Raw genomic sequence first — 22,608 nt, 5'->3', positions numbered from 1 at the left:
CTCTCAGAGTTGCGGTACTTTTGTTTTTATACCAGATAATACCTTGTGTATCCAGATCGCTGACATAGCTCCTTCTCCCATCGCAACCGTCGCTTGCTCGGCATGAGCCCCTAAGTCTCCGGCCACCCATACATTTTCCACGTTTGTCATTTTGCTGCGGGGATGCGTCTCAATATGCTTGTTGTGCAGCAGATGTACGCCCAGTTGCTCCGCCAGCTCTGAATGAACATGGTTGCTTCCAAAGGCTAAGAACCCCCGCTCTGCTCCAATCACTTGTCCGTCAGCCAGCCGTACTCCTTCAAAACAGCCCGGTTGTCCCGTGATAATTTCAGAAATGGCTGCTTCCTTATATTCAATCCCTTTTTCCCGCAGCTTCACGATCAGCTCGTTCGGTACTTCTGAACGCTCATGATTGACATAGACAAGGTGATCGGTACGTGCTGATAAAATCAAGGTCATGGAAGCTCCCGCTTTGCCCGCCCCCATGACGACTGTACTGCGATCCTGAACCTCATACCCGTCACAGTCGGGGCACACATACACACTGTTGCCCAGGCAGGCTTGTAGCCCTCCCAGCTTTGGAAAGCGATCCGTCAGCCCTGTGGCCAATAGCAGCGTTTTTGACGTATATACTGCCCCTGCCTCCACTTCAATGTCAAAAAGCTCATCTCTCTTGGTCGCTTTTACCGCCTTGCCATCAACAAATTCAGTGCCAAGCTTCATGGCTTCACTACGTCCAAGCCCTCGCAGCTCTTCACCAGAAATCCCATCAGGAAAACCCAAAATGTTATGATACTGATGACACAGCGTAGATCGACCATAGCCCGAATCTATCACCAGCACCCGATGACTGCTGTATCTGCCCAATTGAATTGCTGCTTGCAATCCGGCGATCCCCCCACCGACAATAATGCAATCGTATTTCATGTCCTAATACCTCCTTCAAATACGCGCAAATGCTAAACATCTGCCAAAAAAGCAATCACACTTATGTAAACTTCTCATCCAATTTCAAACATAATATCACCTACATACGGATGAAATAACCTCTCTTCTTCATATATCCAAATGGTTAGATAACCAAAAAATGAAACGACAAACAGCACTACGGATAATCCGCAGCGCTGTATTCAGGTTAAACCTGAAAAATCATACTATTATGATCATTATTTAAATGTTTTTACGCGTTCTTCAATAGGTTGGAATTCCTTGTCACCTGGTTGGAATGTCGGTTTACCAAATGGCATTTCAGCAATCAGTTTCCAATGCTCAGGAATGTTCCATTCGTTTTTCACTTTTTCGTCGATCAAAGGATTATAGTGCTGAAGGGATGCACCCAGTCCTTCTTGCTCCAGAGCCGTCCATACAACCAGTTGCAGCATGCCGTTAGATTGGTTGGCCCAGATTGGGAAATTGTCCGCATACGCTTCAAATTGTTGTTGCAGACCAGCTATCACGTTGTTGTCTTCAAAAAACAACACTGTTCCGTAACCGCTGCGGAAACCGTTCATTTTCTCAGCAGTAGATTTGAATTGTTCTTCATTGCCTACCACTTCCCGCAAAATATCTTCTGTAATATTCCACAGTTTGTCATGATGCTCTCCGAGCAACACTACCGCGCGTGAAGTTTGGGAGTTGAAAGAGGTAGGTGTATACTTCACAGCTTCCTCTACGATCTCTTGAATCCGTTGGTCAGAAATTACTTGTTCTTTACTAATGCCATAATAGGAGCGTCTGTCTTTCAGCGCTGTGAAGAAGTCTTTAGTCATTTTGTTACCTCCTGAGAAAAATTAATTACTTTTCGTAACTTAATATACATCCTACATATCTTGAAGTCAAGAGATTTCTTTTTAAATATTACCAGTTGGTTAAAAATTATACGCCGTCCTTATATTTTTTCTCACTGGAAGAGGTGTGTTTGGTTGCATCCTTGTCTCTCTCCTCCTGTCTTTCCATCTTTAAATCCTCTACGGGAATGGCATCTACCGTCTGTTCAATTTCAAAACGGTCAAACAAGCTTTCCTGCTCTGTCGGATACTGCTCTGCATGATCACGATTAATCGGCTGTTCCTGATGTTTAGACTCTGTTGTTCCTTTCCCCGTCTGGTCTTTTTGCTCATTCTTACCATGCAGATTATCTTCAAATGGGGTCATCTTTCTTCCCTCCCTATCGGATTGTGTCCACAGTATACTTTTACCTTTCAGGTTGGGGATTAAACGCAAAAAAGAGAAAATCTCCGAAAGATTTTCTCTACTCATGTTCTTATTAATAGTTGACTGGATTATTGCGAGCTGGATTTACGTGTACATTCATGAAAAAGATGAGGCTCCAGCTTCTCTCCCGCTACGAGCTTCTGCACCAGCTCTGTACCTGAGGCCGGAGTCATTTGACCATACCAATCCCCTTGCGGGTATACGATTACAACCGCCGCATCATGACAGCGCCCATTACAACGAGTTCTGGTTGTGTGAATATATGCTTCTGCATGTTGTTTACGAATTTCATCCCGAATTGCTTGGGTAACTTCTTCACCCTCATGTCGCATACATGTGCCTCCATTACAAATCAACACATGATGCTTCATAGGTTCTAAATCAAAAATAGCCATAACTTCCCCTTTAATCAACAGTTGTTGGTTTTTAAATCAATGTTTATCTGGATAAAGAACAAGCTGTGCTTCCATCTGCCCGTCTTCAATCGTCAGCACGATAAATGAATATTCGTCTTCACCGCGTTTGTCCGTCGGAGACCCCGGATTAAGGACAAGCAGATTATCTATCTTTTTGACCACAGGAATATGAGAATGTCCAAAAATCAGGCAATCCAGCGTTTCTCCCTTAAACGTATTCAGTGCTATATTTTCTGTCGAGCCGCGCCAGCCGTGACCATGAACCATACCAATCCGCTTGCCTTGGGCTTCAACAATACGTTGATAGCCTAGACGCTCCACGATGTCGGTTCCATCATTGTTTCCGGCAATGCCTTGTACAGGCGCAAATTCAGCTAGACGTTCATATACGAACCAATCCGTCCAGTCTCCAGCATGGAGAATGAGGTCACTGTCTTTTAGCTCCTGTACAAGCCGACTAGGCAGCGTTTTGCTTCTATGTGGCATATGGGTGTCTGAAAGTACGATGATTTTCATATCAATTTCTCCTTACTGGCGTCTTTTACACGGATGAACTTTGTTGTCCAACCCGCTGTTTGAGAGCCTGCTCCAGATCTCGCAACGTAACGGTCTCGAAAAACGCCTGGATTTTCTGCTCTGCCACCGTATATAAACCATCCAATAAAGCGTCTATGTTCCTGCCAACCTCGCAATTATGATTGCTGTCGGTATGGATGGCAAACAGCGGGCCTTCATCCTTGGTCGCTTCATAGATCATTTTCAGATTGATGTTTGAACTCGACATGCTTAGACGAAAGCCGCGCGCTCCCGGTGACGAATCCACCAGACCAGCTTGCTTGAGTCGGCTCATAATTCTTCTCACAACTACCGGGTTTGTATTAATGCTGGAAGCAATAAGTGACGAAGTCATTCGCTCAGGTGCCCCTTCAGCCAGAAGAAGCAGACAATGGATACTAACGGAAAAATGGGTACTCATGTTAACCACCTTTATATGTGTGCCTCATTAAATGTTTGATAAAATGCATGTTTCCATCATACCACATTAGAGGCAGCGACACAGTGCTTACTACTCCTTACTCTGGAAAATAGTCATTTTCTGGGCGTACTCGCACTTTTAATTGGCGCACACTATATTCCAACTGCTTAATGATATCCTCCAGTTGACGACGGTCAAGTGCATTAAAGTCGGCTGCAGGCTTGGGTGCATTTTTCAAATCACGTATGGTTGCCTGCTGCTCCTGCCACTTGTCCATCAGGTCGGCTATATTGGCATAAAAGCGTTCATAATCCTTGATCACTTCATCCAGAAAGGCATCCACCTCATCCGGATCATAGCCGCGCATTTTATTTTTAAACTGTTTCTCATGAATGGAGAGCGCGTCCAGCTGAATGCCCAGTTGTTTAAACAACTGCTTTTGCTTATCCAGACGACGCTTCATATGTTCATCCATCGGTTTTCCCTCCTTAACACACTATTCTTTTTATATCACATTCTAGGCTGGGAATAAAAGTCTCTGCTGATTGCTCAGGTCTATGAACGGGTATAAAAGAGCATACACACCACTCATACAGACCATGAAGGGGAGAGATGATCATGAACCATTTGAACGATTCACAGCTTGCAGAGCTGAAACATATGTTACTGGAGCAGAAAAATGATTTAGAAAAACATTTTAAACAAAACGGTCAGGAAAACACACAATTGGGAGAAACACTGACAGATTCCACAGGTGAGCTCTCGTCCTATGATAACCACCCCGCCGATATAGGGACGGAAACCTTTGAACGTTCTCGTGATCTGGCGATTAATGAGTCGCTGGAAAACGAGTTGGAGCAGGTCAATGCAGCCCTGCAACGGATGCAGGATGGGACGTATGGAATATGTGTGGAGAGCGGGGAAGAAATTCCTTTTGAACGGTTGCAAGCCATTCCATATACAGCCTATACAGTCGAGCACACTCCAACACGAGAATTATCGAATGATCGTCCAATCGAGGAACAGGTTATGACTCCGCCGCCCAAAGGTGCAGGTGAGGTTCGCCAACGGAATGCAGGACGATTTGATGATGCGGGCGCATGGGACGCGGTGGAAAAATACGGCACATCAAACTCGCCTGCGACAGCCGCCAAGCGTGATGTCACAGATTATGATGAAAATATGTGATGCTCGAATGTACAAAAACTCATTAAAAATATCTATGTATTGGTTCATCTAAAAAAGCAGCTTGTCCTTGGGACCGGCTGCTTTTCTATGTCTTCCGGAAATACGATGGTCTCGCTTACCCAATTTCTATCCGCTTTCGACTGCGAGCTGACTCAATACAAGCGTCGATTACTTTCATATTGCTTACCGCATCTTCTGGCTCATATGGCAACGGAATACCGTCAAGCACCGCTTCGGCAAAAGCATCTGCTTGCAGTTCAAAAGAATTAAAACCTTTCAGACGTTCCTCACGCGTAACCGAACCAACGTGAACGAAAATTTGCGGTACGACAGATGTTCTTTCCCAACCGAACATCTTGGGCATTGCAATCGTACCCTTGCTGCCGAGAATTTCCATATTGGAACGATTGGCTGCCCACATACCACAATCGAAAGTAAGGTTGACTCCACCCGGAAATTCCAGCAGACCGGAGGCCATCATATCAACGTTATCATGCTCAGGGGAAAATAAAGCATGTACCGTCACTGCCTCCGGCTCCCGATCCAAATACATACGAGCGGCTGAGATCGGATACACGCCCACATCATATAACGAGCCGCCGCCCATGCTTTTATTAAAGCGTACATTATCTGCCTGATCAGTATTGTTAAATGTAAAAGTACAATGAATACCGCGAATGTCACCAATTTCCCCACTATTGATGATTTCCTTAATTCTTCGATGTTTGGGATGATAGCGATACATAAAAGCTTCCGCAAATGTCACTCCGGCACGGCGACATGCTTCAATCATGCGGCTTGTCCCGGCCGAGCTAAGCGAAGATGGTTTTTCACACAAAACATGCTTCCCGGCCTCCGCTGCCTTAATGGTCCACTCTTCATGCAGATGGTTTGGCAATGGTATATACACCGCTCCGATTTCGGGATCAGCCAACAGCTCTTCATAGCTTCCATAACTTCTCGGAATATCGAACTCCCGGGCGGCCTCAGCGGCTTTATCCGCATTACGACTAGCAATTCCAAGTACTTCTCCGCGTTCGGATTGCTGAATCGCCGGAATTACAGCGATTTTGGCGATCTCCGCCGTGCCTAAAATTCCCCATTTCAGCTTTCTACCCATCATTCTCATCCTTTCGTAGTTAGGAATAGTTGTCTTGTTCCGCTTTATGCAGCATACCTAAGCAACGGTCCAGATCAGCTTTGACCTGCTTTTTGTACAATCGGGCTTTCTCCTCCCCATCGTCTGTAAAATGATAAAGCACAATCTCCTGAAAATCTACACGCGGGTCTGTTCCTTTTAATCGTTTGGTACGATAAAAAACACCTTCCTGAACCAGTTCATGCAGTGCCCGGTACACCTCGCTTTGAGGCGGAACATATCCGAAACTACTAAACTCATCTTTCATCGATTCGAGCATCTGATATCCATATCCGCGATGCCTCTCTACCATTGTGATCAGATAAATTTTGATAAAAGCCCGCTGGGATATCATAAACGCCATTTCACAACCTCCTCTACACCTTATTCAAGTCTCATATCTTCCATTATAAACCACTCTGCGTCCATAGACTATTTCCTTTCATAAATATGAGAGTTTACGAGAACTCTCCGTCCCTTGAGACCTGCTTGAAGGTGACGAGAGCTATGGAATGAAGCATTATAGAGTAGTGTGCATAGTGCTGAGGAGTGATTTTATGGTTTTCTATTGTGAATTTTTCATATGTTGAAACAACATAATAACACTTAAAAAAGTATCCCTCGGCCTTCTTCTGAAAGCTTCGGGATACTTTTTGTGAAATAATGTAACTTTATCGCTGAATCAAGCTTGCTTTTGGAAGGCTGGCGGACTTCCAGCCGGGCGGGGACGAATTCGAAGCCCCACGATCCATTTGCCCAAAGGCAAATGTGCCAGCAACCATGTTCCAACAAGAGAAAAGATTATACAGAGAACGAATGAAGCCAGTGTACGAAGAACGTGACTCCAATCTGTAAACAACGTTCCATCAAAATAGTAGGTTACGCGCAGCATAAAGGCGTGCATCAGATATGCTCCATAGGACAACGTTCCCATGACGGTCAGCATCCGCGCCGCACGTCCTCCCTTGTGAGCAATCCACGTTGCTACCCGATAAGCTACAAAAATAGACGTGATGCAATATACAGCCATAACCGGACGCAGCAGAGACAAATAGTTAAAAGAAAGGACCGTACCTCGCGGCATCTGGAATTGACCGATCATCTCATACAGCAAGTATCCTGTAATCACGATAAAGAGCAGCCAGTATATCAACTGCGCCTTGATAACCCAAGCATTCCAACGCTTGACATTCATCCCAGCTGCCGCTCCTAATATAAAATAAAAGAAAAAATAGATCACATTCCGGTCAGCGTATATGGTAAACCAAGAAGAAATGACGGGAAGCTGGAGCTGATCCATCACTTGATATACGGGTCCCACCGCCAACATAAGCAAAATATAGAGGACGCCGAATCCAGCCAATGTAGCGGGTCGCCATGTTGACGGCAGTAGCGCAGACAAACGACGTACAGCATAACGAAACACGGGAAATAACACATAACATTGGATAATCATAATGATGTACCACAGATGATAGCTGCTTTTCCCGTTCAACAGCTTTTGTAAAAAATCTAACGGGTGAATAAATCCTCCACCTTGGGCAAGCTGATTCCCCAACTCGTATAAAAGAGACCATATGATATAAGGAACGATGATATCCATGAATCGTTTGCGTAAAAACGTTCCATATTTTAAGGCCCCATCATAATTGTAAAATAGCACCATTCCAGTAATGAACACAAACACAGGTACTGCAAATTTGGAACACAGCAGTAATAGGGTCATTACAACTCCGTCCTGGATGCGCGCCCCCGGCGCAACCGCATAGTGTGCGACGGAATGCTGAAGAACAACGGCTGCAAAAGCCAACCCTCTCAGCAAAGCGACTTCGGAAATTCTCTCTTTTTGACTCATGTCACTCTCCTGTTACATCTAGCAATTTATAAATCTATTATAACGACAATCCTGTAAAAATATATAGAGGGATAATGGTGCCAATGCCAAGCGAAGCATCATCTATCTTAGGTATATTCAATCAGTAGCTAGCACATAAAAGCAGCAGTCTCCTCACGGGGAGACTGCTGCTTTAGAAAACCTATAAAAGAGGACGGAGCCAAATTATTGTAAATTACGTTTCCACCAGCCATGTGATGGTTACAGGTTCCTTCTAGTATCTGTGTACGCATCTGTCCGCGTATCCGCCACCGTATCATCATATGTTCTGTAACGATCCGCATTCAGAGAACGGTTGGTGCGGAAAATATCATATACATCCCGGTGGTGATCAGCGGAATCTACCAGAACCAAAATCTTGCCCTGATCGACGTATGTCTCGTATTGACGAGCATCATCTTCTGGAATGCCCAGTCCAACCAGTCCACCGACCAAGCCACCTGCTCCCGCTCCGACAGCTGCTCCCGTAAGGGTAGCCGCGATAGGTCCAGCAGCAAGAATAGGTCCAATACCCGGAATCGCCAGAGCCCCGATGCCTGCCAGCAAGCCAGCGACGCCGCCTACAACACCGCCGGTAGCCGCTCCTGTAGCCACGCCCTCTGGTGCTTTGGTGCCTGTCTCCTCACTAATCGTCCTGAGGTCGTCACGGTCACGTGTAATCACAGAAATTTCACTGCTTGGGATTCCTTTGCTCTGCAATTGTCCAATCGCACGAGATGCTTCTTGCTCGGTATCAAAAACACCAACAATTTTCTTTTCATTATAATCGTTTAAGTTATTAGCCATGATAGTTACCTCCCAATATGTTGTTGTTGAGTGGTTCGTTTTTTTATTACCCCACTATCCTGACGTTTAAACGATTTTACAAAATTCGCAATGATGTCTACTTCAAGTTCGGCTTCCGATCATCGCTTAGGTTTTGCTCTGTTAGTCGCCACAGCTTCTAGTGGATCATCCGGCCAATAATGCTTGGGATATCTGCCTTTTAGGTCCTTTTTAACTTCAAAATAAGTCTCGCTCCAGAAGCTGGACAAGTCAGATGTCACTTGCACAGGTCGCTGGGCAGGTGATAATAAATGCAGCACAATCGGCACACGTCCGCGTCCAATACGGGGCGTATCCTTCATGCCAAACAGTTCTTGTAGTCTCACGGCCAGTGCAGGAGCCTCAGGTTGCGAATAATCGACAGGAATACGTGAACCACTGGGTACACGTATATGCGTCGGTACTTCCTGTTCGAGCTGTTGCCGCTGTTCCCAATTCAACCTGCCCAGCAGCAATTCATTACCATCCAGTCGTTGCAGATCGGCTATATTTTTGGCTCCAAGTGCAAAAGGCAACAGCCACGATTCCAGTGAATCCAGTAGCGCAGATTCCGAGCTGTCTGGCCATTCCTCGGGTGCTGAGAAATGCATAAAAATCAAACGTGCCTGCAACTGAAGAGTTTGCCGATTCCAGGACAGCAGCTTGAGACCACGTTCCCGGACCCCCTGCATTAAGGCAGCCGCGATTTCCTCTGCCGGAGGTCGCTCGTAAGACGTCTCCTTTAAGATGAGCGAGCCCAGCCGAATTACCTTTCGGGCTCTCACGGCTGAAGCGGAGCTATCCCAATATACGTTGGCTTGTTCCAGCAGTAAATCGCTGCAATGCTGGATCAGCTCTTGCAGTTCAATCGGTGCCGCCAACTGAATGGCACCATCTGCTCCCTCGTCGTCTACTTCGGCGGCAACGAGATAGGGCGAATGCGACATCCACTCCACTTGTCGGAGTCGCGCCCCCCGGCCGCCGCTGAGTAAAAAGCGGCCATCCCCTCTGCCCTGCGCGATCCGATCCGGATACGCGAAGGCCAGCAGCAGCCCGCAGGCCGCGGAGCCGTCAGGCTCGTCCTGCGCTGCGGCTGCGTCCGGCAGCGTGACTAGCAGCTGCCGACTCTCCTGCACGATACGTCGAATCACCGTATCGTCTGCCGCCCCCAGCAAGCTATGCGTACTGCGGGCGTGAGCCGCCTCGCGCAGAGCATCCAGCCGCGGGCGCAAATCCGTTCCGCCATGAGCACGGAACGGGTCCCGCTCTTGCAGCAGCGCCGCCAGACGGCTGGCAGTCGGAGCCAAGCCAAGAGCTGCTGCGCGCAGCAGCATGTGCCCGAGGCGCGGGTGCGTGCCCAAGGCAGATACCTCGCGCCCATGCGCAGTAATGCCGCCTGCTGTACCATCGGCCGCGGCCTCCAGGCAGCCAAGCTGACGCAGCAGAACTGTGGCCTGGCGGTACGCCGCCTCAGGCGGGGCATCCAGCCAGGCCAGCTCGGCAGGCTCGCGCACGCCCCAGGCCGCCAGCTCCAGTGCGAGTGAAGCCAGATCGGCCGCCGCGATTTCCGGGCGGCTGGCATCTGGGAGCGCGGCATGCTCCTGCGCGCTCCACAGCCGATAGCACACGCCCGGCTGGAGACGGCCCGCCCGTCCGCGCCGCTGATCCGCGGAGGCCTTGGACACCTTGACGGTGGTCAAACGGCTCATGCCGGTACGCGCGGAAAATACCGATTCCCGTGACAGTCCGCTATCAATTACCACCGTGATCCCGGCGATGGTCAAGCTGGATTCGGCAATTGAGGTGGCCAGTACAACCTTTCGGCTGCCCGGAACCGACGGTCGTATTGCCTCATCCTGCTGCTCCAGCTTCATACTGCCGTACAGCGGAATGATCTTGACGTGTGCTGACAAATTTCTGGACGTCAGCTCTCGTTCCGTTCTATGAATTTCTCTAGCCCCTGGTAAAAACACCAACAGATCGCCTTCATGAGCATGAAGCGCTTTTTCTACGATCTCCGCTGTAAAGGACTCTAATGAGGTTGACGAAGGCTTGGGCATATGCAAGGTTTCTACTGAAAACACGGTGCCTGGACATTCCAGTAAGGGTGCATCTCCTAACAGTCTGCATACAGGCTCTGCCTCCAGGGTGGCAGACATGATTAATATTTTCAAATCCGGTCGCAGCAGCGCCTGGCTTTGCAGGGCAAGTGCCAAGCCCAAATCTGCATGCAGGCTTCGCTCGTGATACTCATCAAAAATAATCAGACCGACTCCCTCCAAAGCCTGATCATGTTGCAGCATCCGGGTCAGCACACCCTCCGTAACCACTTCAATCCGCGTGCTTGGCCCTATCTTGGTATCCATACGAACGCGGTAACCCACGGTCTTCCCGGTGGACTCACCCAGTGCTTTCGCCATTTGTGCTGCTGCCGCACGTGCTGCCAAACGTCGCGGCTCCAGCATGATTATCTTTTGCCCCGCCAGCCACGGCTCATGCAACAGTTCTAATGGTGTTACTGTTGTTTTCCCCGCTCCCGGCTGTGCAATCAGTACCGCCGCTGAATGAGATAGTAACGCATGTTTAAGCTCGGGGATGACTTGCATAATAGGCAACTGTTTATCTGTCAATGAAATCTCTCCAATGATACGCTTGTGGCGTAGAATCTAAGTTTGAATTCCTTTATTATTGTGAATTTTTCACTACCTGTAATTATTGAAAAACGAGTAAAAATGTTAAGCTGGTGCCCAGTACAGGGATTTCACCTCGACCTGTTGTGCCTAAGTTTTCTAAATCTATTATACAGATATTTAAATTTCCCGTCTGGTCATCGCAAGTATGCATACTTTCTGGTGCTAGCTCCTATACCTGTCGAGATGCACTCGCGCCAAGATCGTTTTATAATATGGTTAATAAGGATTGCTGAAGGACGGAATATAGAAACACGGGATACAGAATCGAGGTAACTTTCGTATGGAATTACAAACTCAACCCATTAGAGGACGTTTTGCCCCAACACCATCGGGGTGGATACACTTAGGAAATGCTCGCACCGCCTTATTATCCTGGCTGCATGTTCGTTCCTTGGGCGGAACCTATATTTTACGTATGGAAGATATTGATATGACGCGAGCTCGCAGCACATTGGCGCAAGGAATTATGGAGGATTTGCGCTGGATCGGGCTGGATTGGGACGAAGGACCCGATATTGGCGGTCCCTACGGTCCTTACACTCAAAGCCAGCGGCTGGAACGCTTCCAATCTGCATTGGAGAAACTTCAGGGGCAAGATTTACTGTATCCTTGTTTTTGCAGTCGGGCAGACATTATGGCTGCCGCCCATGCTCCGCACGGACTGTCTGGTGAAGGACCCGCATATTCAGGGGCATGTCGTAATCTTAGCTCTCATGAAGCCCTGGCTAGAGCACAGCATAAACTCCCTTCACTTCGTTTTAAAGTACCGCAACATCCAGATGCTATTATTTCTTTTTATGATCAGGTAGCTGGTCACGTATCCTTCGCTGCAGCGGAGGGGGGCGATTTTATCATCAAACGGGCAGACGGCATGTTTTCCTATCAGCTTGCCGTCGTCGTCGATGATGCGGATATGCATATGACCGATGTGCTGCGCGGCTATGATCTTCTTGATTCGACTCCCCGTCAGCTATTGTTATACCAAGCTCTCGGCTTGCAGCCGCCGCGTTTTGCACATGTTCCCCTTGTCCTGGGTCCGGATGGACGAAGACTGGCCAAGCGACATGGTGGCGTAGCACTCCGAGCCATGCGTCGGCAAGGAGTTACACCGGAAGCCGTCATTGGCTGGCTCGCCTACTTTTCCGGGCTGCTGGATACTCCCGAGCCTGTGAAGGCTGTGGATTTAATCGCTGGCTTTCATTTGGACAAACTGCCCAAAGAACCCGTCATCCTAACGAAGCAATGCCTCATGAAATTATCTGCACTGCAACGGTAATGGGACAAAGCACGGAAAGCAAAATGTACGGGCAAGGGCACTCCGCCCTTTGCTCCTCTCGCTTCTATTCCTCCAGTCGCTGACGCACAGCAGACTCATATTCATAAAATACAGACGACGTATTCATCCCTCTTTCCTCCAGCAGCATCCGAAGACGAAGCGATTTTTCAGTCAGCCTGCGACTGATCCGCTGTTGCTCTCCTGCCTCATGGCAAGCGTGAAGCAAGTCACGTAGCTGGACACATTCCTTTTGCAGCTGTAGCTCTTCTGGTAAAATACCTGCATTTTTCAACAGCTTGTACGACATCCGCAGCTCTTCTGGAACATGTGACAAATCCTCAATCACCAGTGGCTTGCCCGCTCCCGGCAAATGATCAAATTCGCCTTTGGCCATCGCCTCGGCAATCTTCTGCTCTGCCATTCTAGAGAACATTTTCATCCACTCCTTGTATTAAGCATCCTATGTACAATCTATATTAAATAAACCTGGATTCCTTTGCACTCTAGCTTACATATTATGAGGTTGTCCTGTATTCCTGTAGGAGAGTGATGGTTATTCTTCGATCCCAAGCAACTGACATACTTGTTCTCTATATTTTTTGGCCTTGCGTGTTCCATGAATGAGATTGGATAAGCGGCTAGCAGGAATATGATAGGTGTCACAAAAAGTTCTCTGGTCCATTTGAATTTCAACTAGCTTTTGTTTGATTTTCCATCCAAAAGGGGTTACAGGATTCCGTTTGTTCAACAGCGCTACCACCTCTTCATAGTATAGAATTTAGGATCTTTATTGGAGTTTGGAGATTGGAGTTCGTCTTCCTTTAAAATGCATCATGCACACACATTAGCTAAGATTTCATTTTGCAGGTTTGGTATTGATTCAATAGTTCATCCAGTTTCATAGATTGTTCAATTACTCTAGGATGCGTTAAAAACCCATACTTTTTCTGCACTTGGTACAGTCTTTTTCTGGCCCGTTCGACACGAAGTAAAGTCACACCTGGATTCATCAGCATGATTCCCCCTTCTGTGTCATATTCTAATGCAAAACGTAAATTTTTGGATTTTTTTAAAATACGCTTAACAAAAAAAGTGCTTCTGGAATATTCCAGAGGCACTTTTTGTCGGCATATGTTTATATATAAAATACAACAGACTCCTACAAACTGAGCTTAAAACCCAACCCAACTATTATTTCACTATGCAGTCGGATGTTACTTCCATTGCTACCCCCTCCGTATTTCCTGAATAAAGTCAGGCGTGGGTTAAAATCTGTGGGAAAAGTGACCGCTTTACTTGCACAGCAATAGTCTTCTCTGCATTTTCCATATACATTTATTTTTTCAGCTTGGAATCAACACTGAGAAATGATTGATTACTACTAATAATAAAATAATCTTTCTTTCCGCCCTTCTCTAACTAAATTCTCATACTTCGTACACACTCTGAAGTCTGCAAATTTTTTGAACTGCTCAAATAATTTTATGCAGCTAATGAAAAAAGCTTCTTTGTTAATGACTAATGATTTAGATAACACGTCTAGTAAGTTTTTAAATCCATATGAGTAATTACCTTTATTTAAGTAGTATTTAGCCAGCTCATATTTAAAACGTGTTGATTGTTCTGGAACCACTTGATGAGTGTATATATCCACAGATGGTTGTGGTTGGGTAATCGAATCAATCTCCTTTTCAAACTGTTTAAGTATGTCATCTACATCAACTTGATATCGGTTTGCTGCCATCATAACATTCAACAGCTTTGTAACCATTTCTTTTTCAGAAGCATCTGGCGATGCAGCAATATATTCAACATAATTGTTTAGTACACTTATATCTCCAGATAATAGTTTATAGGTGTAAATATTACCTTCTGCCCAATCTTGAAACTGTTTAATCCAATGCAGAGTATCCTTGTCCGTCTCTTTGACCCAATCTAAATTAGCGTAGGCATATGTATATTCTAATGCCTGATCATAATCGCCTTTGGCCTCATATGCACTGGCACACAATAAATCGGCATAGGTAATATACACAAACAGGGGGCGACTCAGCTTCTTTTCAAGTTGCGCATGGTTTCGCTTCTTCTGCTGATGCTCCAATGTGTATTGGATTTCAGCTTTATCTTTCATTTTGCGAGCAATCACATCAAGCCTGTCCCATAAACGCAAAGAGCGATACACATTCGCCAAATCCTTTAAGGCATCAAGCTGATCTATTTCATCCAGTCGTTCCACGAAAGGTTCAAATAATGTCGCTGCCTTGAGATTAAGACCTTGATCGTCTCCAACTTGAATCGTAAATATGCGATATTGACATATGGCCAAGCGTTCAGAATGCTGATATTTCTCCACTTCTGCGACATTCTCATAAAGCAGCAGCGCAGCAGCATGTCTTCCCTGTTCAAATAATTCTTCTGCAATATCAAATAGTCTGGACGCATACAGCGGATTGTCCATAATATGACCAACCATTCGACGGATTGCATCCAGCTTGTCCAACTCCGCACAACGATACAATAATGGCTCGATTCGCCTAAAATTCGGAGAAAGTTCAATGATATAATTTTCTATGTATAGATCGTAAAAATAGCCTTCTGGCAAATCCATAGCCACAGTAATTCGGTCTAGCTGCTGGACAGAAACAGGACGATGCTGAGTAATCCAATTACTAAGCGTTCTTTGATGAACCCCTGAATATTCGGCAAATTGACTCAACGTCATATCATTTTGTTTTAGATAATCCTCAAACTCCGCTGAAATCGTAGGTGTATGCTTCAAGTCATAACCACCCTTCACATAAAAATTCCATTTTTTCAAAAAATCACCCTCTATTCTTCTCCAAAATTAACCATCTGTCAATATATTATGCAACTAATGTTTATAACGAAAATTAAGCATATCTTACACATATTGAGACAGGTTAGACGAACGACATCCTGAAATGATTGGATTGATCCAAGTAAAAGGTTCAATGAGTTGACATGACTAATTCATTTCCCCATGTGCAGTCCCACCAGCAATGATATAGAGGTCACATGCAGAAACTCACGAGACCTTTTAATCAAATGAAAATCCCCTGATTTTGATGTAATCAAGGGATACATAGGTTCATTTCTCTTGCTTTGATAATGCCAAGTTGATTATTGCTCCAGTCACAATTCCTGTCAGAATTGCATAGATACCCATAGCTCTCATCTTATATCCCAAAGCGTAAAATACCCCTATAACTATTGCGTAGTTCAATAGAATCGTTGCATAACGTTTTAGAACCTTACTCATGGAAATCCTCATAAGCAACTCCCACCTTAATTTATACTTCAACCATTGTAAATGTTTGGTGTCAATTATCAACATTGTATATGTCCAATCAAAATTCCGATGTTAATTCAGCTAGCTTCTGTTCATCGTTCTTAGATAAAGCCCCACTTTCTAAAATGGATTTTTTTGTTTCCGAGTAAGTATAGAGTATTGCTTGTGGAGAATCGTCACCTTTACTAACAAAGTCAAAGCTTTTCCCATCTTTATGCCAAACTATAGAGGAGATCAGTGTAAAATCCTTATCGGACACATGCGTATAGCTCTTACGCTCTACATCGTATACTCCGATATAACTTGAACCTAGATCACCGATTCCAAACGCAATCTTTTTTCCATCTGGTGACCAATTATATGCATCAATCTTTTCACTTCCTGCTCCGTCACTATTCATCTCAAACATGTTTACAATAGTTTGAGCCCCCTCAGATAAATTAATTAGAACAAGTCTACTCCCCTCATGATCGCTTACATGGAGAGCTACCTGGTTGTTTTTGGATAAGGAAAGTGAATTAACTCTCAAAGGTCGTGGGTTGAGCTTGATAAGTTGCTCTCCGCGCTTACTTTTTATTTTCATAGAATCCACAACTTCATTGGCTTCGGCGGCTTCTTCCCCCTTAGCCTTAGTTAATTTTGCGGTAAAAGTAATATCTTTATTTTTCCATACAATCTGTTTTCCCGAAACTACAACCTTAAATTTATCTTGATTATTATAATACTGTGAATAATCTACAGAATTCATCTTTTTGTCAGTTGCTTTAGATGTTTCTATAGTTACTTTTTCTTCAACTTTTTTCACACCTTCCTTTGTGTTGTTAACCTCAATATTTTTCACTTCGTTCTGAGGCAGTTGTTGATTTGAACTTGCATTACCACTGCACCCTGAAATGGCCAACACCATTATTGCACCTACAGTCATTATCTGCGCGGATTTCATATATTCCTCCTTAGTATACAACGTGTCGTTATTCCTACGTCACTTGTATATGTAATATATTAAAGGTAAAGTACTAGTCAACTGTACATATAATCAAGTAATATACTTTACAATCAGTCCTCCCTTTCCTTTCTGTCTAAAAAAAGAATTGCATGTATCCATTCTGACAATTATCTTTTATAGTTGTTCTTCTTCTGGGATAGAGAAAAACATTTGCTTTGCTTGATCTTCGGTTGCTTCACCTAGAAGAGTTTTTTTACCAGTTTTATCAATAGTCCCGAACGTGGTGCCGCCCGGAACACTATAGTTATAATAAATGAACCCTTTTGGGATCATCGGCATTTTGCCGCTTTGTTCAATAATTTTGTTGTTGAGGAAAGGCAGACTTGCATTTTTGGCTTCCTGTTGCAGATTCAGCCTTGCAGACCAGAGGAGTTCTACATGTGTGTCAATGATACGATAGTAATTCACAATGTCCATATGTTGTTCAAAAAATTCACTGGATTGTTTTTTTGGGAAGTAGCGAATATAAGCCATACTATCCCCTTCTTCACCTGACAGTACATTAACTTTGACAATACGTGGAAGACTGTATGCACTATGACGAACTACAGAAATATCACTAGATTGGATTTCTTTCAGTATATCTTCTGTCGGTTTAACTACGTAAACTGTACGATCTGGAGCATTCCAGTACACTTGAGAACCGGACGCATTTGCAATGAAACGTAGCGGCACCATAACACGACCATTTTTCATTACAGAAGAGATAGACAGTGTTACTTTTGCACCACCTACCATTGCCTCTTTTTTGCCAGCCACCAGTGTTGATTTTGTTCCGTTATTATCTACAGTTACCATTTTAGAAGTATTATCCCAGTTGATCGTTACACCTGGAATCGATTTTATCATATTCAATGCCACCAACGTGGAACCATTCTCAATATATGGCTCTGCATCTCCTGACACAGGCTTGTTATTTATCTGTACAATAATCGACTTGGAAGCCGCCGCAGAAACACCAGAAACACAGCTTGCAAGTACGCTAAAAGATATTGCAGATGCAAAAGCCGCTCTTGAAAATTTATTCATGATTTGATTAGCCACCTCAATAATATGTTTTTGCAGCCTTCCAAACTAAGCTGAACTTTATAGACTTTAAATAAATCGAATAGAATTAGCTATTAATAGGTTGGACAATATCTGTATAGGATTTCGCCTTTGCAGTGAGATCCTTTTGTTGACCTTATCATCTTTGTATACAGCTTTGATATTCCCCTTATCATCATTAAACATCCACTCCATCTTTAACTTCAGCTACCGTATTACCAACATTGTTTCCATACATGTATCTGGAAGAATCTCCTCTTGGAAAAATGTAGGTGTATTCTTTGTTAGCCCCCGGTTTTTCTAAAGAAGAAAGCGATTTGAAAGAAAATTGAACCGGCAGCGATATGGCAGCCTGACGAGCTGCTTGTAAATCTTCAGCCTGTAAGTTCTCTTGGTCCACTTTATAATTACTGTCTTGAGGTCTCGCAACCTCGCTCCTTCCTTGACAGCCAGTTGCTGGTTTGATTGAAATGGCCTATGCTACGATACAATTTGCAAAGTTGCTGAGTTTATTCTCTAACTTTATATGATTTAAGTGTATTTCATGGTAAAATTAACAAGTATTATAGCTATATAGGAGGATTTGTTTATGAAGAAATCCATTTACCTTCTAACATCCACAATATTGTTAACAACAGCTATAAGTTGTTCCAATCAAGAACCAGCAAATTCCACGAAAAATTCACAACAGAAAACATACAATCCAATTACTCAAGAAAATAAAAATGATACTGAGATTCTAAATGTTACACAGATTGCTACGGAATTTAAACAAACCGAATTTGAAGTAAGTGATTATAATAAATCGATTACACCGAATTGGATAAAACAAAGAAAAAGTAAATTGGAACCACTAATGACAACAAATTTTTTAAAAAAACAAGTCGATAATCGCAAAATCGCTCTTCCTCTGGAAATTGCTTCGCTTGAGAAAACCACTTTATCAATTGAAGACCTTCAATTTCAAGAGAAAAGTGTAACCAAAAAAACATTGACTTAACATATTCTGCAACTCTTGTGTTGAAGGATAAAAATAAAAAAATCACCTTGGAAGGCCAACTCATTTTTTTAAAAGAGAATGGCACGTGGAAGGTCAATAACGACATTTATAATGCAGATAAGTTTCAAGAAATTTTAGATAAGCATAAGCGGAAATAAAGATGGGACTTTTATAATCTTCAGTTTTGGCGCTAGTTTTAAGCCACAAGCGAGACAAAGGACGTCACTAGTACACTAGGTCGTCCTTAGATGAAGTTGAATCATACTCTATTTCATTTGATCTTTCCTTACTTCACCGGAAATAGGTACAATAATATCATGTAATCCTGTAACATTGGCTGGTAAACGTTGTGTTACCGACTTCCCTGACCCTACTTTTCCATAGGTAACACTACTATCCACACGTTCCTGTAAAAAATAATATTCTGTTTTATCTACTGGTGGTCGTTTCCCTTTTTCTTTCGTATACTTTTCTGGAGCTTTTTCTACGCCTTCCCATACTAGATGTTTCACATCATCCTTAATTTCATAATAAGTAAGTAGGTTTCCAACAATATAATAATATCTCAATGCCTCCCCTTCGGGAAAAACAAACTGATAATAAACGCCCTCTTCGGTATTATCCAGCTTATTTTCATCGTTAGAAGGAAGGTCTACAGCGATTTTACGTGCCGCCACTAAATCCGTACCTTGATACAACTTCTTGTATTTTTCTACTTGGTCAGCACTCCGAATAATGACCATATTTTTGTCCGCTTTCCATTCTAACTCTGCTTTAAAGGCTTCGCTGATGAAGCGCAAAGGCACAACAACGCGATTCTTGTTAAGAAACCATAGTTCTCCCTGCGACAGAAACAGGGGGAGCATCTGAATGTACCACCTCACTATTTATGACCAATTGAATCGACGGTGCAGCAGAAAGCGGGATAGCAAACGTTAAGAGCATGCTTAAAGTAAGCATCGATGAAAGAAAGATATTTTTCATACCTAACTAGCCTCCAAATTTGAAATTCACTTAAAACCCAACAATGCTTATATTTTGAATCCAAAAGCAAAATAAAGAACATCCCTTGCTAAGGACGTCCTTAATAAACTGAATCAGTAGTAGCTATTGTTTTCTCGTCTCATTAGGAATAGATTGGATAACATCTATATAGGATTTCGCCTTTGCAGTAATCTCCTTTTGTTGACCTTTATCATCTTTGTATACAGCTTTGATATTCCCATTCTCATCATTAAACATCATAATATCAGTTACCCATTCAACGTAATTATAACTTGGTCTTTGGCCAGCACTGGATACAATATCATCCAGACCATTTCCTGATGTAAATTGCCAAACTGCCTTAGCAACTCCATCCTTAATTTCAACTACCGTATTACCAGCTGACCAATCATTGCTAAAATACATGTATCTGGATGAATCCCCTCTTGGGAAAACGTAAGTATATTCTTTGTTAGCCCCCGGCTCTTCTAAAGAAGAAAGCGATTTGAAAGAAAATTGAACCGGCAGCGATATAGCAGCCTGACGAGCGGTTTGTAAATCTTCTGCCTGTAGGCTCTCTTGATCAACCTTATAATTACCGTCTTGAATAAATAAAATAGACCGAATCTTCTCATAGCTTGCCTTGTAGCCAAAATTCTCCGACACAAAACGGATAGGCACCAATATCCTTCCTTGAGTCACTTGTACCGGCACATCAACCTGAATCGCTTTGTTATTTTTAAATGCTTCTTTTTTGTTGGCCGTCAGCTTAATTTGATCTTTGCCTTTTGTGATGAGAGCAGATTGGCTATTATTATCCCATTGATAGGTTACCCCAAGTGAAGCAAGTGTGCGTATAGGGACCAAAACACGCCCGTCCTTAATAATAGGTGAAACATCAGTTGCTATAAACTTTCCATTCACATTCACCGCGTTAACGGATATCGGATTGGCGGCATCAGCAATCGCCCAGGTTTGAAACGTAAGTACGAAGAAAAACACAAACACAATAACCTTTTTCAAGATAAATTACCTCCTTTTTCAATAAGTACCCATACATAAGACGTATGAATTATCCGAAAAGTTTCTAATATATTGTATAATAATTGTATAACTGTAAATTCGGTGAGGGGAAAGAACGATGCTAAAAAATCCTTATTATTTAACTTTTCTTCTTTTGGTATGGCTCATAGCTAGTCTAGTTCTGCGAATTTCATATAATTATCCGAATACTTCTTTATAACTGGTTGTTAGCATCATTAATAATCCGTTTAATTGTACGTGCTATTCATGCAACATATCAGAAAAATGAGAAGATCAGTAGGATAACTGATAGGATTGTAGAATTATTTATGCTACTCATTTCATTCGGAGTTATCATATCCATATTTTCAACTAAAGACTTTTCATGGTCAGATCAATTAATTTTTCTGCTTGCGGAGCTATATTTACTTATTGGTGTGTGCGTTAATATTTTTGAAATCAGAAGAAAAGGGCGGAATTAGATCATATGTTTATTATGCATGAAAAATTTGTATTGGTGTAGTACAGTTGAATAAATGGAAAAAGAAGGTGATACAAGTGAGCTTTTATCTTGTATTATTTATTGCAGCTGTGATTCAATTTGTTCTGGATAAAATTATCAGCAAAACAGATGAGAAGATATCAGACACGGATGGTTTTATCCCATACAGGTGGTTCGTTGTGATTGGGGGTATTGGTATATTTTTATCACTTTTTTTTGTTAATGAACCCCCTTATAAATATGTTTGGATTGGCGTATTACTTATTATAGTGTTCGGTGTTCGATCTATCTTCCAATGGAAATATATTCGAAGTTCACAAAAACATATTACTTCACTATTGATGATGGCTATATCTGTAGTTGGTACAATTGTTTACGTTCTAATTTAACAAAAGCCCGCACATTTGTGCGGTTATGTGCCAGCTTCCCCACTCTTGTCCTGTTCGCTCCCTTACTTGCCGATAAGCCAGCCTATTTGCTACAGATACCCCGGCTGGTAAAACCAGCCTTTAGGTTTCAACCGGATCATAAAAAAAGACGCTTCTGGTTCCCCAGAAACGTCTTTAATAATCTTCAATCCACAATGATACGTATATAAATAGTACGTAAGCTAAAAGGAAGAACCCAATCACATTAAAAAGGATAATCCAGATAAAACGTTTTTTTAATGGAGACAGGATTTTCCCCCACCATCTTAGGATTCTTTGACGGGTAGGCAACAACTCATATCCCAATTTCTTTAAAACATGTTCCGCTTTTTTCTCATCTTTATTTAAAAGTTCACTCCAAATTTGTTCATATTGCTCTCGAATTTCTTCTTTAGTAGAACTATCTTTTAGCAAAACCATTTGCAACCTCCATAGAAAACAAAGTAGCAAGAAGACCTGAAGAACAAAGCTTCAGATCTCTTTGCATCTAATCTTAATTCTCGTAAACATGTCCTCTTACCTTCACGGAATTACCAATTTCCTGTTCTTCAGCCATATCAACTTCCTGAAGCTTACGGATAGGAAACTAAGACGTCCTTGTAAAATGCGCTCTCAGCTGCTGTCAACCATCTTCTTCAACTTCCACTTCGATAGCACGATGATGGAACGCAGCGGAACATGGTTCTGCTCTATGCAGGTATACATGATG

General features: G+C 43.3%; 27 protein-coding genes. 4 read left to right on the top strand and 23 right to left on the bottom strand.

Annotation, left to right across the window (positions count from 1 at the left end; all coding sequences use genetic code 11):
- Nucleotides 1-3 precede the first annotated feature (3 nt).
- The 7 genes from KSP24_RS11905 to KSP24_RS11875 form a co-directional block, all read right to left on the bottom strand.
- Entirely contained in the window at nucleotides 4-927 is a 924-nt protein-coding gene (locus KSP24_RS11905; RefSeq protein WP_216975187.1) for an NAD(P)/FAD-dependent oxidoreductase, read from the bottom strand.
- A gap of 239 nt (nucleotides 928-1,166) precedes the next feature.
- Nucleotides 1,167-1,769, bottom strand: coding sequence for a nitroreductase family protein (locus KSP24_RS11900; protein ID WP_040101518.1), 603 nt, complete (start codon nucleotides 1,767-1,769; stop codon nucleotides 1,167-1,169).
- A gap of 106 nt (nucleotides 1,770-1,875) precedes the next feature.
- Nucleotides 1,876-2,154 (bottom strand): hypothetical protein, encoded by a 279-nt coding sequence (locus KSP24_RS11895; protein ID WP_064963291.1) that lies wholly within the window; start codon nucleotides 2,152-2,154, stop codon nucleotides 1,876-1,878.
- A gap of 128 nt (nucleotides 2,155-2,282) precedes the next feature.
- Nucleotides 2,283-2,609: a (2Fe-2S) ferredoxin domain-containing protein gene (locus KSP24_RS11890; RefSeq protein WP_040101520.1), complete on the bottom strand. Its 327-nt coding sequence runs from the start codon at nucleotides 2,607-2,609 to the stop codon at nucleotides 2,283-2,285.
- A gap of 36 nt (nucleotides 2,610-2,645) precedes the next feature.
- Complete coding sequence (locus tag KSP24_RS11885) at nucleotides 2,646-3,146, bottom strand: metallophosphoesterase family protein (protein ID WP_013370833.1); 501 nt, start codon at nucleotides 3,144-3,146, stop codon at nucleotides 2,646-2,648.
- Nucleotides 3,147-3,171: 25 nt separating this feature from the next.
- Nucleotides 3,172-3,606 carry an Rrf2 family transcriptional regulator gene (locus tag KSP24_RS11880; protein WP_013370832.1) on the bottom strand — a complete coding sequence of 145 codons (435 nt, stop codon included), beginning with the start codon at nucleotides 3,604-3,606 and terminating at the stop codon, nucleotides 3,172-3,174.
- A 97-nt stretch (nucleotides 3,607-3,703) separates the two neighbouring features.
- Entirely contained in the window at nucleotides 3,704-4,081 is a 378-nt protein-coding gene (locus KSP24_RS11875) for a DivIVA domain-containing protein (RefSeq protein ID WP_013370831.1), read from the bottom strand.
- 143 nt (nucleotides 4,082-4,224) lie between these two features.
- On the opposite strand from KSP24_RS11875, the gene KSP24_RS11870 reads away from it, so the two are divergent.
- Nucleotides 4,225-4,794 (top strand): TraR/DksA C4-type zinc finger protein, encoded by a 570-nt coding sequence (locus tag KSP24_RS11870; protein WP_040101522.1) that lies wholly within the window; start codon nucleotides 4,225-4,227, stop codon nucleotides 4,792-4,794.
- A gap of 115 nt (nucleotides 4,795-4,909) precedes the next feature.
- On the opposite strand, the gene KSP24_RS11865 is transcribed toward KSP24_RS11870, so the two are convergent.
- From KSP24_RS11865 to hrpB, 5 genes are all read right to left on the bottom strand, one after another.
- Complete coding sequence (locus KSP24_RS11865; protein ID WP_013370829.1) at nucleotides 4,910-5,914, bottom strand: Gfo/Idh/MocA family protein; 1,005 nt, start codon at nucleotides 5,912-5,914, stop codon at nucleotides 4,910-4,912.
- A gap of 19 nt (nucleotides 5,915-5,933) precedes the next feature.
- Nucleotides 5,934-6,296, bottom strand: coding sequence for a replication termination protein (locus tag KSP24_RS11860; protein ID WP_013370828.1), 363 nt, complete (start codon nucleotides 6,294-6,296; stop codon nucleotides 5,934-5,936).
- Nucleotides 6,297-6,614: 318 nt separating this feature from the next.
- Nucleotides 6,615-7,787, bottom strand: coding sequence for an acyltransferase (locus KSP24_RS11855; RefSeq protein WP_216975186.1), 1,173 nt, complete (start codon nucleotides 7,785-7,787; stop codon nucleotides 6,615-6,617).
- Between the two features lie 240 nt (nucleotides 7,788-8,027).
- Nucleotides 8,028-8,612: a general stress protein gene (locus KSP24_RS11850; protein WP_013370825.1), complete on the bottom strand. Its 585-nt coding sequence runs from the start codon at nucleotides 8,610-8,612 to the stop codon at nucleotides 8,028-8,030.
- Nucleotides 8,613-8,731: 119 nt separating this feature from the next.
- A complete protein-coding gene (gene hrpB / locus KSP24_RS11845; RefSeq protein WP_216975185.1) occupies nucleotides 8,732-11,260 on the bottom strand; it encodes an ATP-dependent helicase HrpB in 2,529 nt (842 codons plus the stop codon).
- A 343-nt stretch (nucleotides 11,261-11,603) separates the two neighbouring features.
- Between hrpB and gluQRS the strand changes: the two genes are divergently transcribed.
- Nucleotides 11,604-12,599, top strand: a complete 996-nt coding sequence (gene gluQRS / locus KSP24_RS11840) for a tRNA glutamyl-Q(34) synthetase GluQRS (protein ID WP_216975184.1) — start codon at nucleotides 11,604-11,606, stop codon at nucleotides 12,597-12,599.
- 64 nt (nucleotides 12,600-12,663) lie between these two features.
- On the opposite strand, the gene KSP24_RS11835 is transcribed toward gluQRS, so the two are convergent.
- The 8 genes from KSP24_RS11835 to KSP24_RS25235 form a co-directional block, all read right to left on the bottom strand.
- Complete coding sequence (locus tag KSP24_RS11835) at nucleotides 12,664-13,038, bottom strand: DnaJ family domain-containing protein (protein ID WP_040101526.1); 375 nt, start codon at nucleotides 13,036-13,038, stop codon at nucleotides 12,664-12,666.
- Between the two features lie 114 nt (nucleotides 13,039-13,152).
- Nucleotides 13,153-13,347, bottom strand: coding sequence for a Rha family transcriptional regulator (locus KSP24_RS11830; RefSeq protein WP_040101527.1), 195 nt, complete (start codon nucleotides 13,345-13,347; stop codon nucleotides 13,153-13,155).
- 100 nt (nucleotides 13,348-13,447) lie between these two features.
- Entirely contained in the window at nucleotides 13,448-13,615 is a 168-nt protein-coding gene (locus tag KSP24_RS11825; RefSeq protein ID WP_013370820.1) for an aspartyl-phosphate phosphatase Spo0E family protein, read from the bottom strand.
- A gap of 365 nt (nucleotides 13,616-13,980) precedes the next feature.
- Entirely contained in the window at nucleotides 13,981-15,378 is a 1,398-nt protein-coding gene (locus tag KSP24_RS11820) for a helix-turn-helix domain-containing protein (RefSeq protein ID WP_216975245.1), read from the bottom strand.
- 330 nt (nucleotides 15,379-15,708) lie between these two features.
- Nucleotides 15,709-15,879: a hypothetical protein gene (locus KSP24_RS11815; protein WP_216975183.1), complete on the bottom strand. Its 171-nt coding sequence runs from the start codon at nucleotides 15,877-15,879 to the stop codon at nucleotides 15,709-15,711.
- An 88-nt stretch (nucleotides 15,880-15,967) separates the two neighbouring features.
- On the bottom strand, nucleotides 15,968-16,852 hold the full coding sequence (locus KSP24_RS11810; RefSeq protein WP_216975182.1) for a TolB family protein: 885 nt from the start codon (nucleotides 16,850-16,852) through the stop codon (nucleotides 15,968-15,970).
- A gap of 177 nt (nucleotides 16,853-17,029) precedes the next feature.
- Nucleotides 17,030-17,944 carry a copper amine oxidase N-terminal domain-containing protein gene (locus tag KSP24_RS11805; RefSeq protein WP_013370814.1) on the bottom strand — a complete coding sequence of 305 codons (915 nt, stop codon included), beginning with the start codon at nucleotides 17,942-17,944 and terminating at the stop codon, nucleotides 17,030-17,032.
- A 196-nt stretch (nucleotides 17,945-18,140) separates the two neighbouring features.
- Nucleotides 18,141-18,362, bottom strand: coding sequence for a hypothetical protein (locus KSP24_RS25235; RefSeq protein WP_254207761.1), 222 nt, complete (start codon nucleotides 18,360-18,362; stop codon nucleotides 18,141-18,143).
- A gap of 189 nt (nucleotides 18,363-18,551) precedes the next feature.
- Here KSP24_RS25235 and KSP24_RS11795 point away from each other — a divergent pair, with 189 nt between their 5' ends.
- A complete protein-coding gene (locus tag KSP24_RS11795; protein ID WP_254207760.1) occupies nucleotides 18,552-18,962 on the top strand; it encodes a hypothetical protein in 411 nt (136 codons plus the stop codon).
- 266 nt (nucleotides 18,963-19,228) lie between these two features.
- On the opposite strand, the gene KSP24_RS11790 is transcribed toward KSP24_RS11795, so the two are convergent.
- Together KSP24_RS11790 and KSP24_RS11785 are read right to left on the bottom strand one after the other, a co-directional pair.
- On the bottom strand, nucleotides 19,229-19,828 hold the full coding sequence (locus KSP24_RS11790) for a stalk domain-containing protein (RefSeq protein ID WP_254207757.1): 600 nt from the start codon (nucleotides 19,826-19,828) through the stop codon (nucleotides 19,229-19,231).
- Nucleotides 19,829-20,069: 241 nt separating this feature from the next.
- Nucleotides 20,070-20,969, bottom strand: coding sequence for a copper amine oxidase N-terminal domain-containing protein (locus KSP24_RS11785; RefSeq protein ID WP_216975181.1), 900 nt, complete (start codon nucleotides 20,967-20,969; stop codon nucleotides 20,070-20,072).
- Nucleotides 20,970-21,497: 528 nt separating this feature from the next.
- Between KSP24_RS11785 and KSP24_RS11780 the strand changes: the two genes are divergently transcribed.
- Nucleotides 21,498-21,860 carry a DUF4181 domain-containing protein gene (locus KSP24_RS11780; RefSeq protein WP_228392898.1) on the top strand — a complete coding sequence of 121 codons (363 nt, stop codon included), beginning with the start codon at nucleotides 21,498-21,500 and terminating at the stop codon, nucleotides 21,858-21,860.
- Nucleotides 21,861-22,034: 174 nt separating this feature from the next.
- Here KSP24_RS11780 and KSP24_RS11775 read toward each other — a convergent pair whose 3' ends face one another.
- Entirely contained in the window at nucleotides 22,035-22,319 is a 285-nt protein-coding gene (locus KSP24_RS11775; RefSeq protein WP_216975180.1) for a hypothetical protein, read from the bottom strand.
- Nucleotides 22,320-22,608 lie beyond the last annotated feature (289 nt).

It is taken from the genome of Paenibacillus sp. AK121 (assembly GCF_019042715.1).
Classification (GTDB): Bacteria; Bacillota; Bacilli; order Paenibacillales; family Paenibacillaceae; genus Paenibacillus; species Paenibacillus polymyxa_C.
This window is presented reverse-complemented; position numbering and strand designations above follow the sequence as displayed.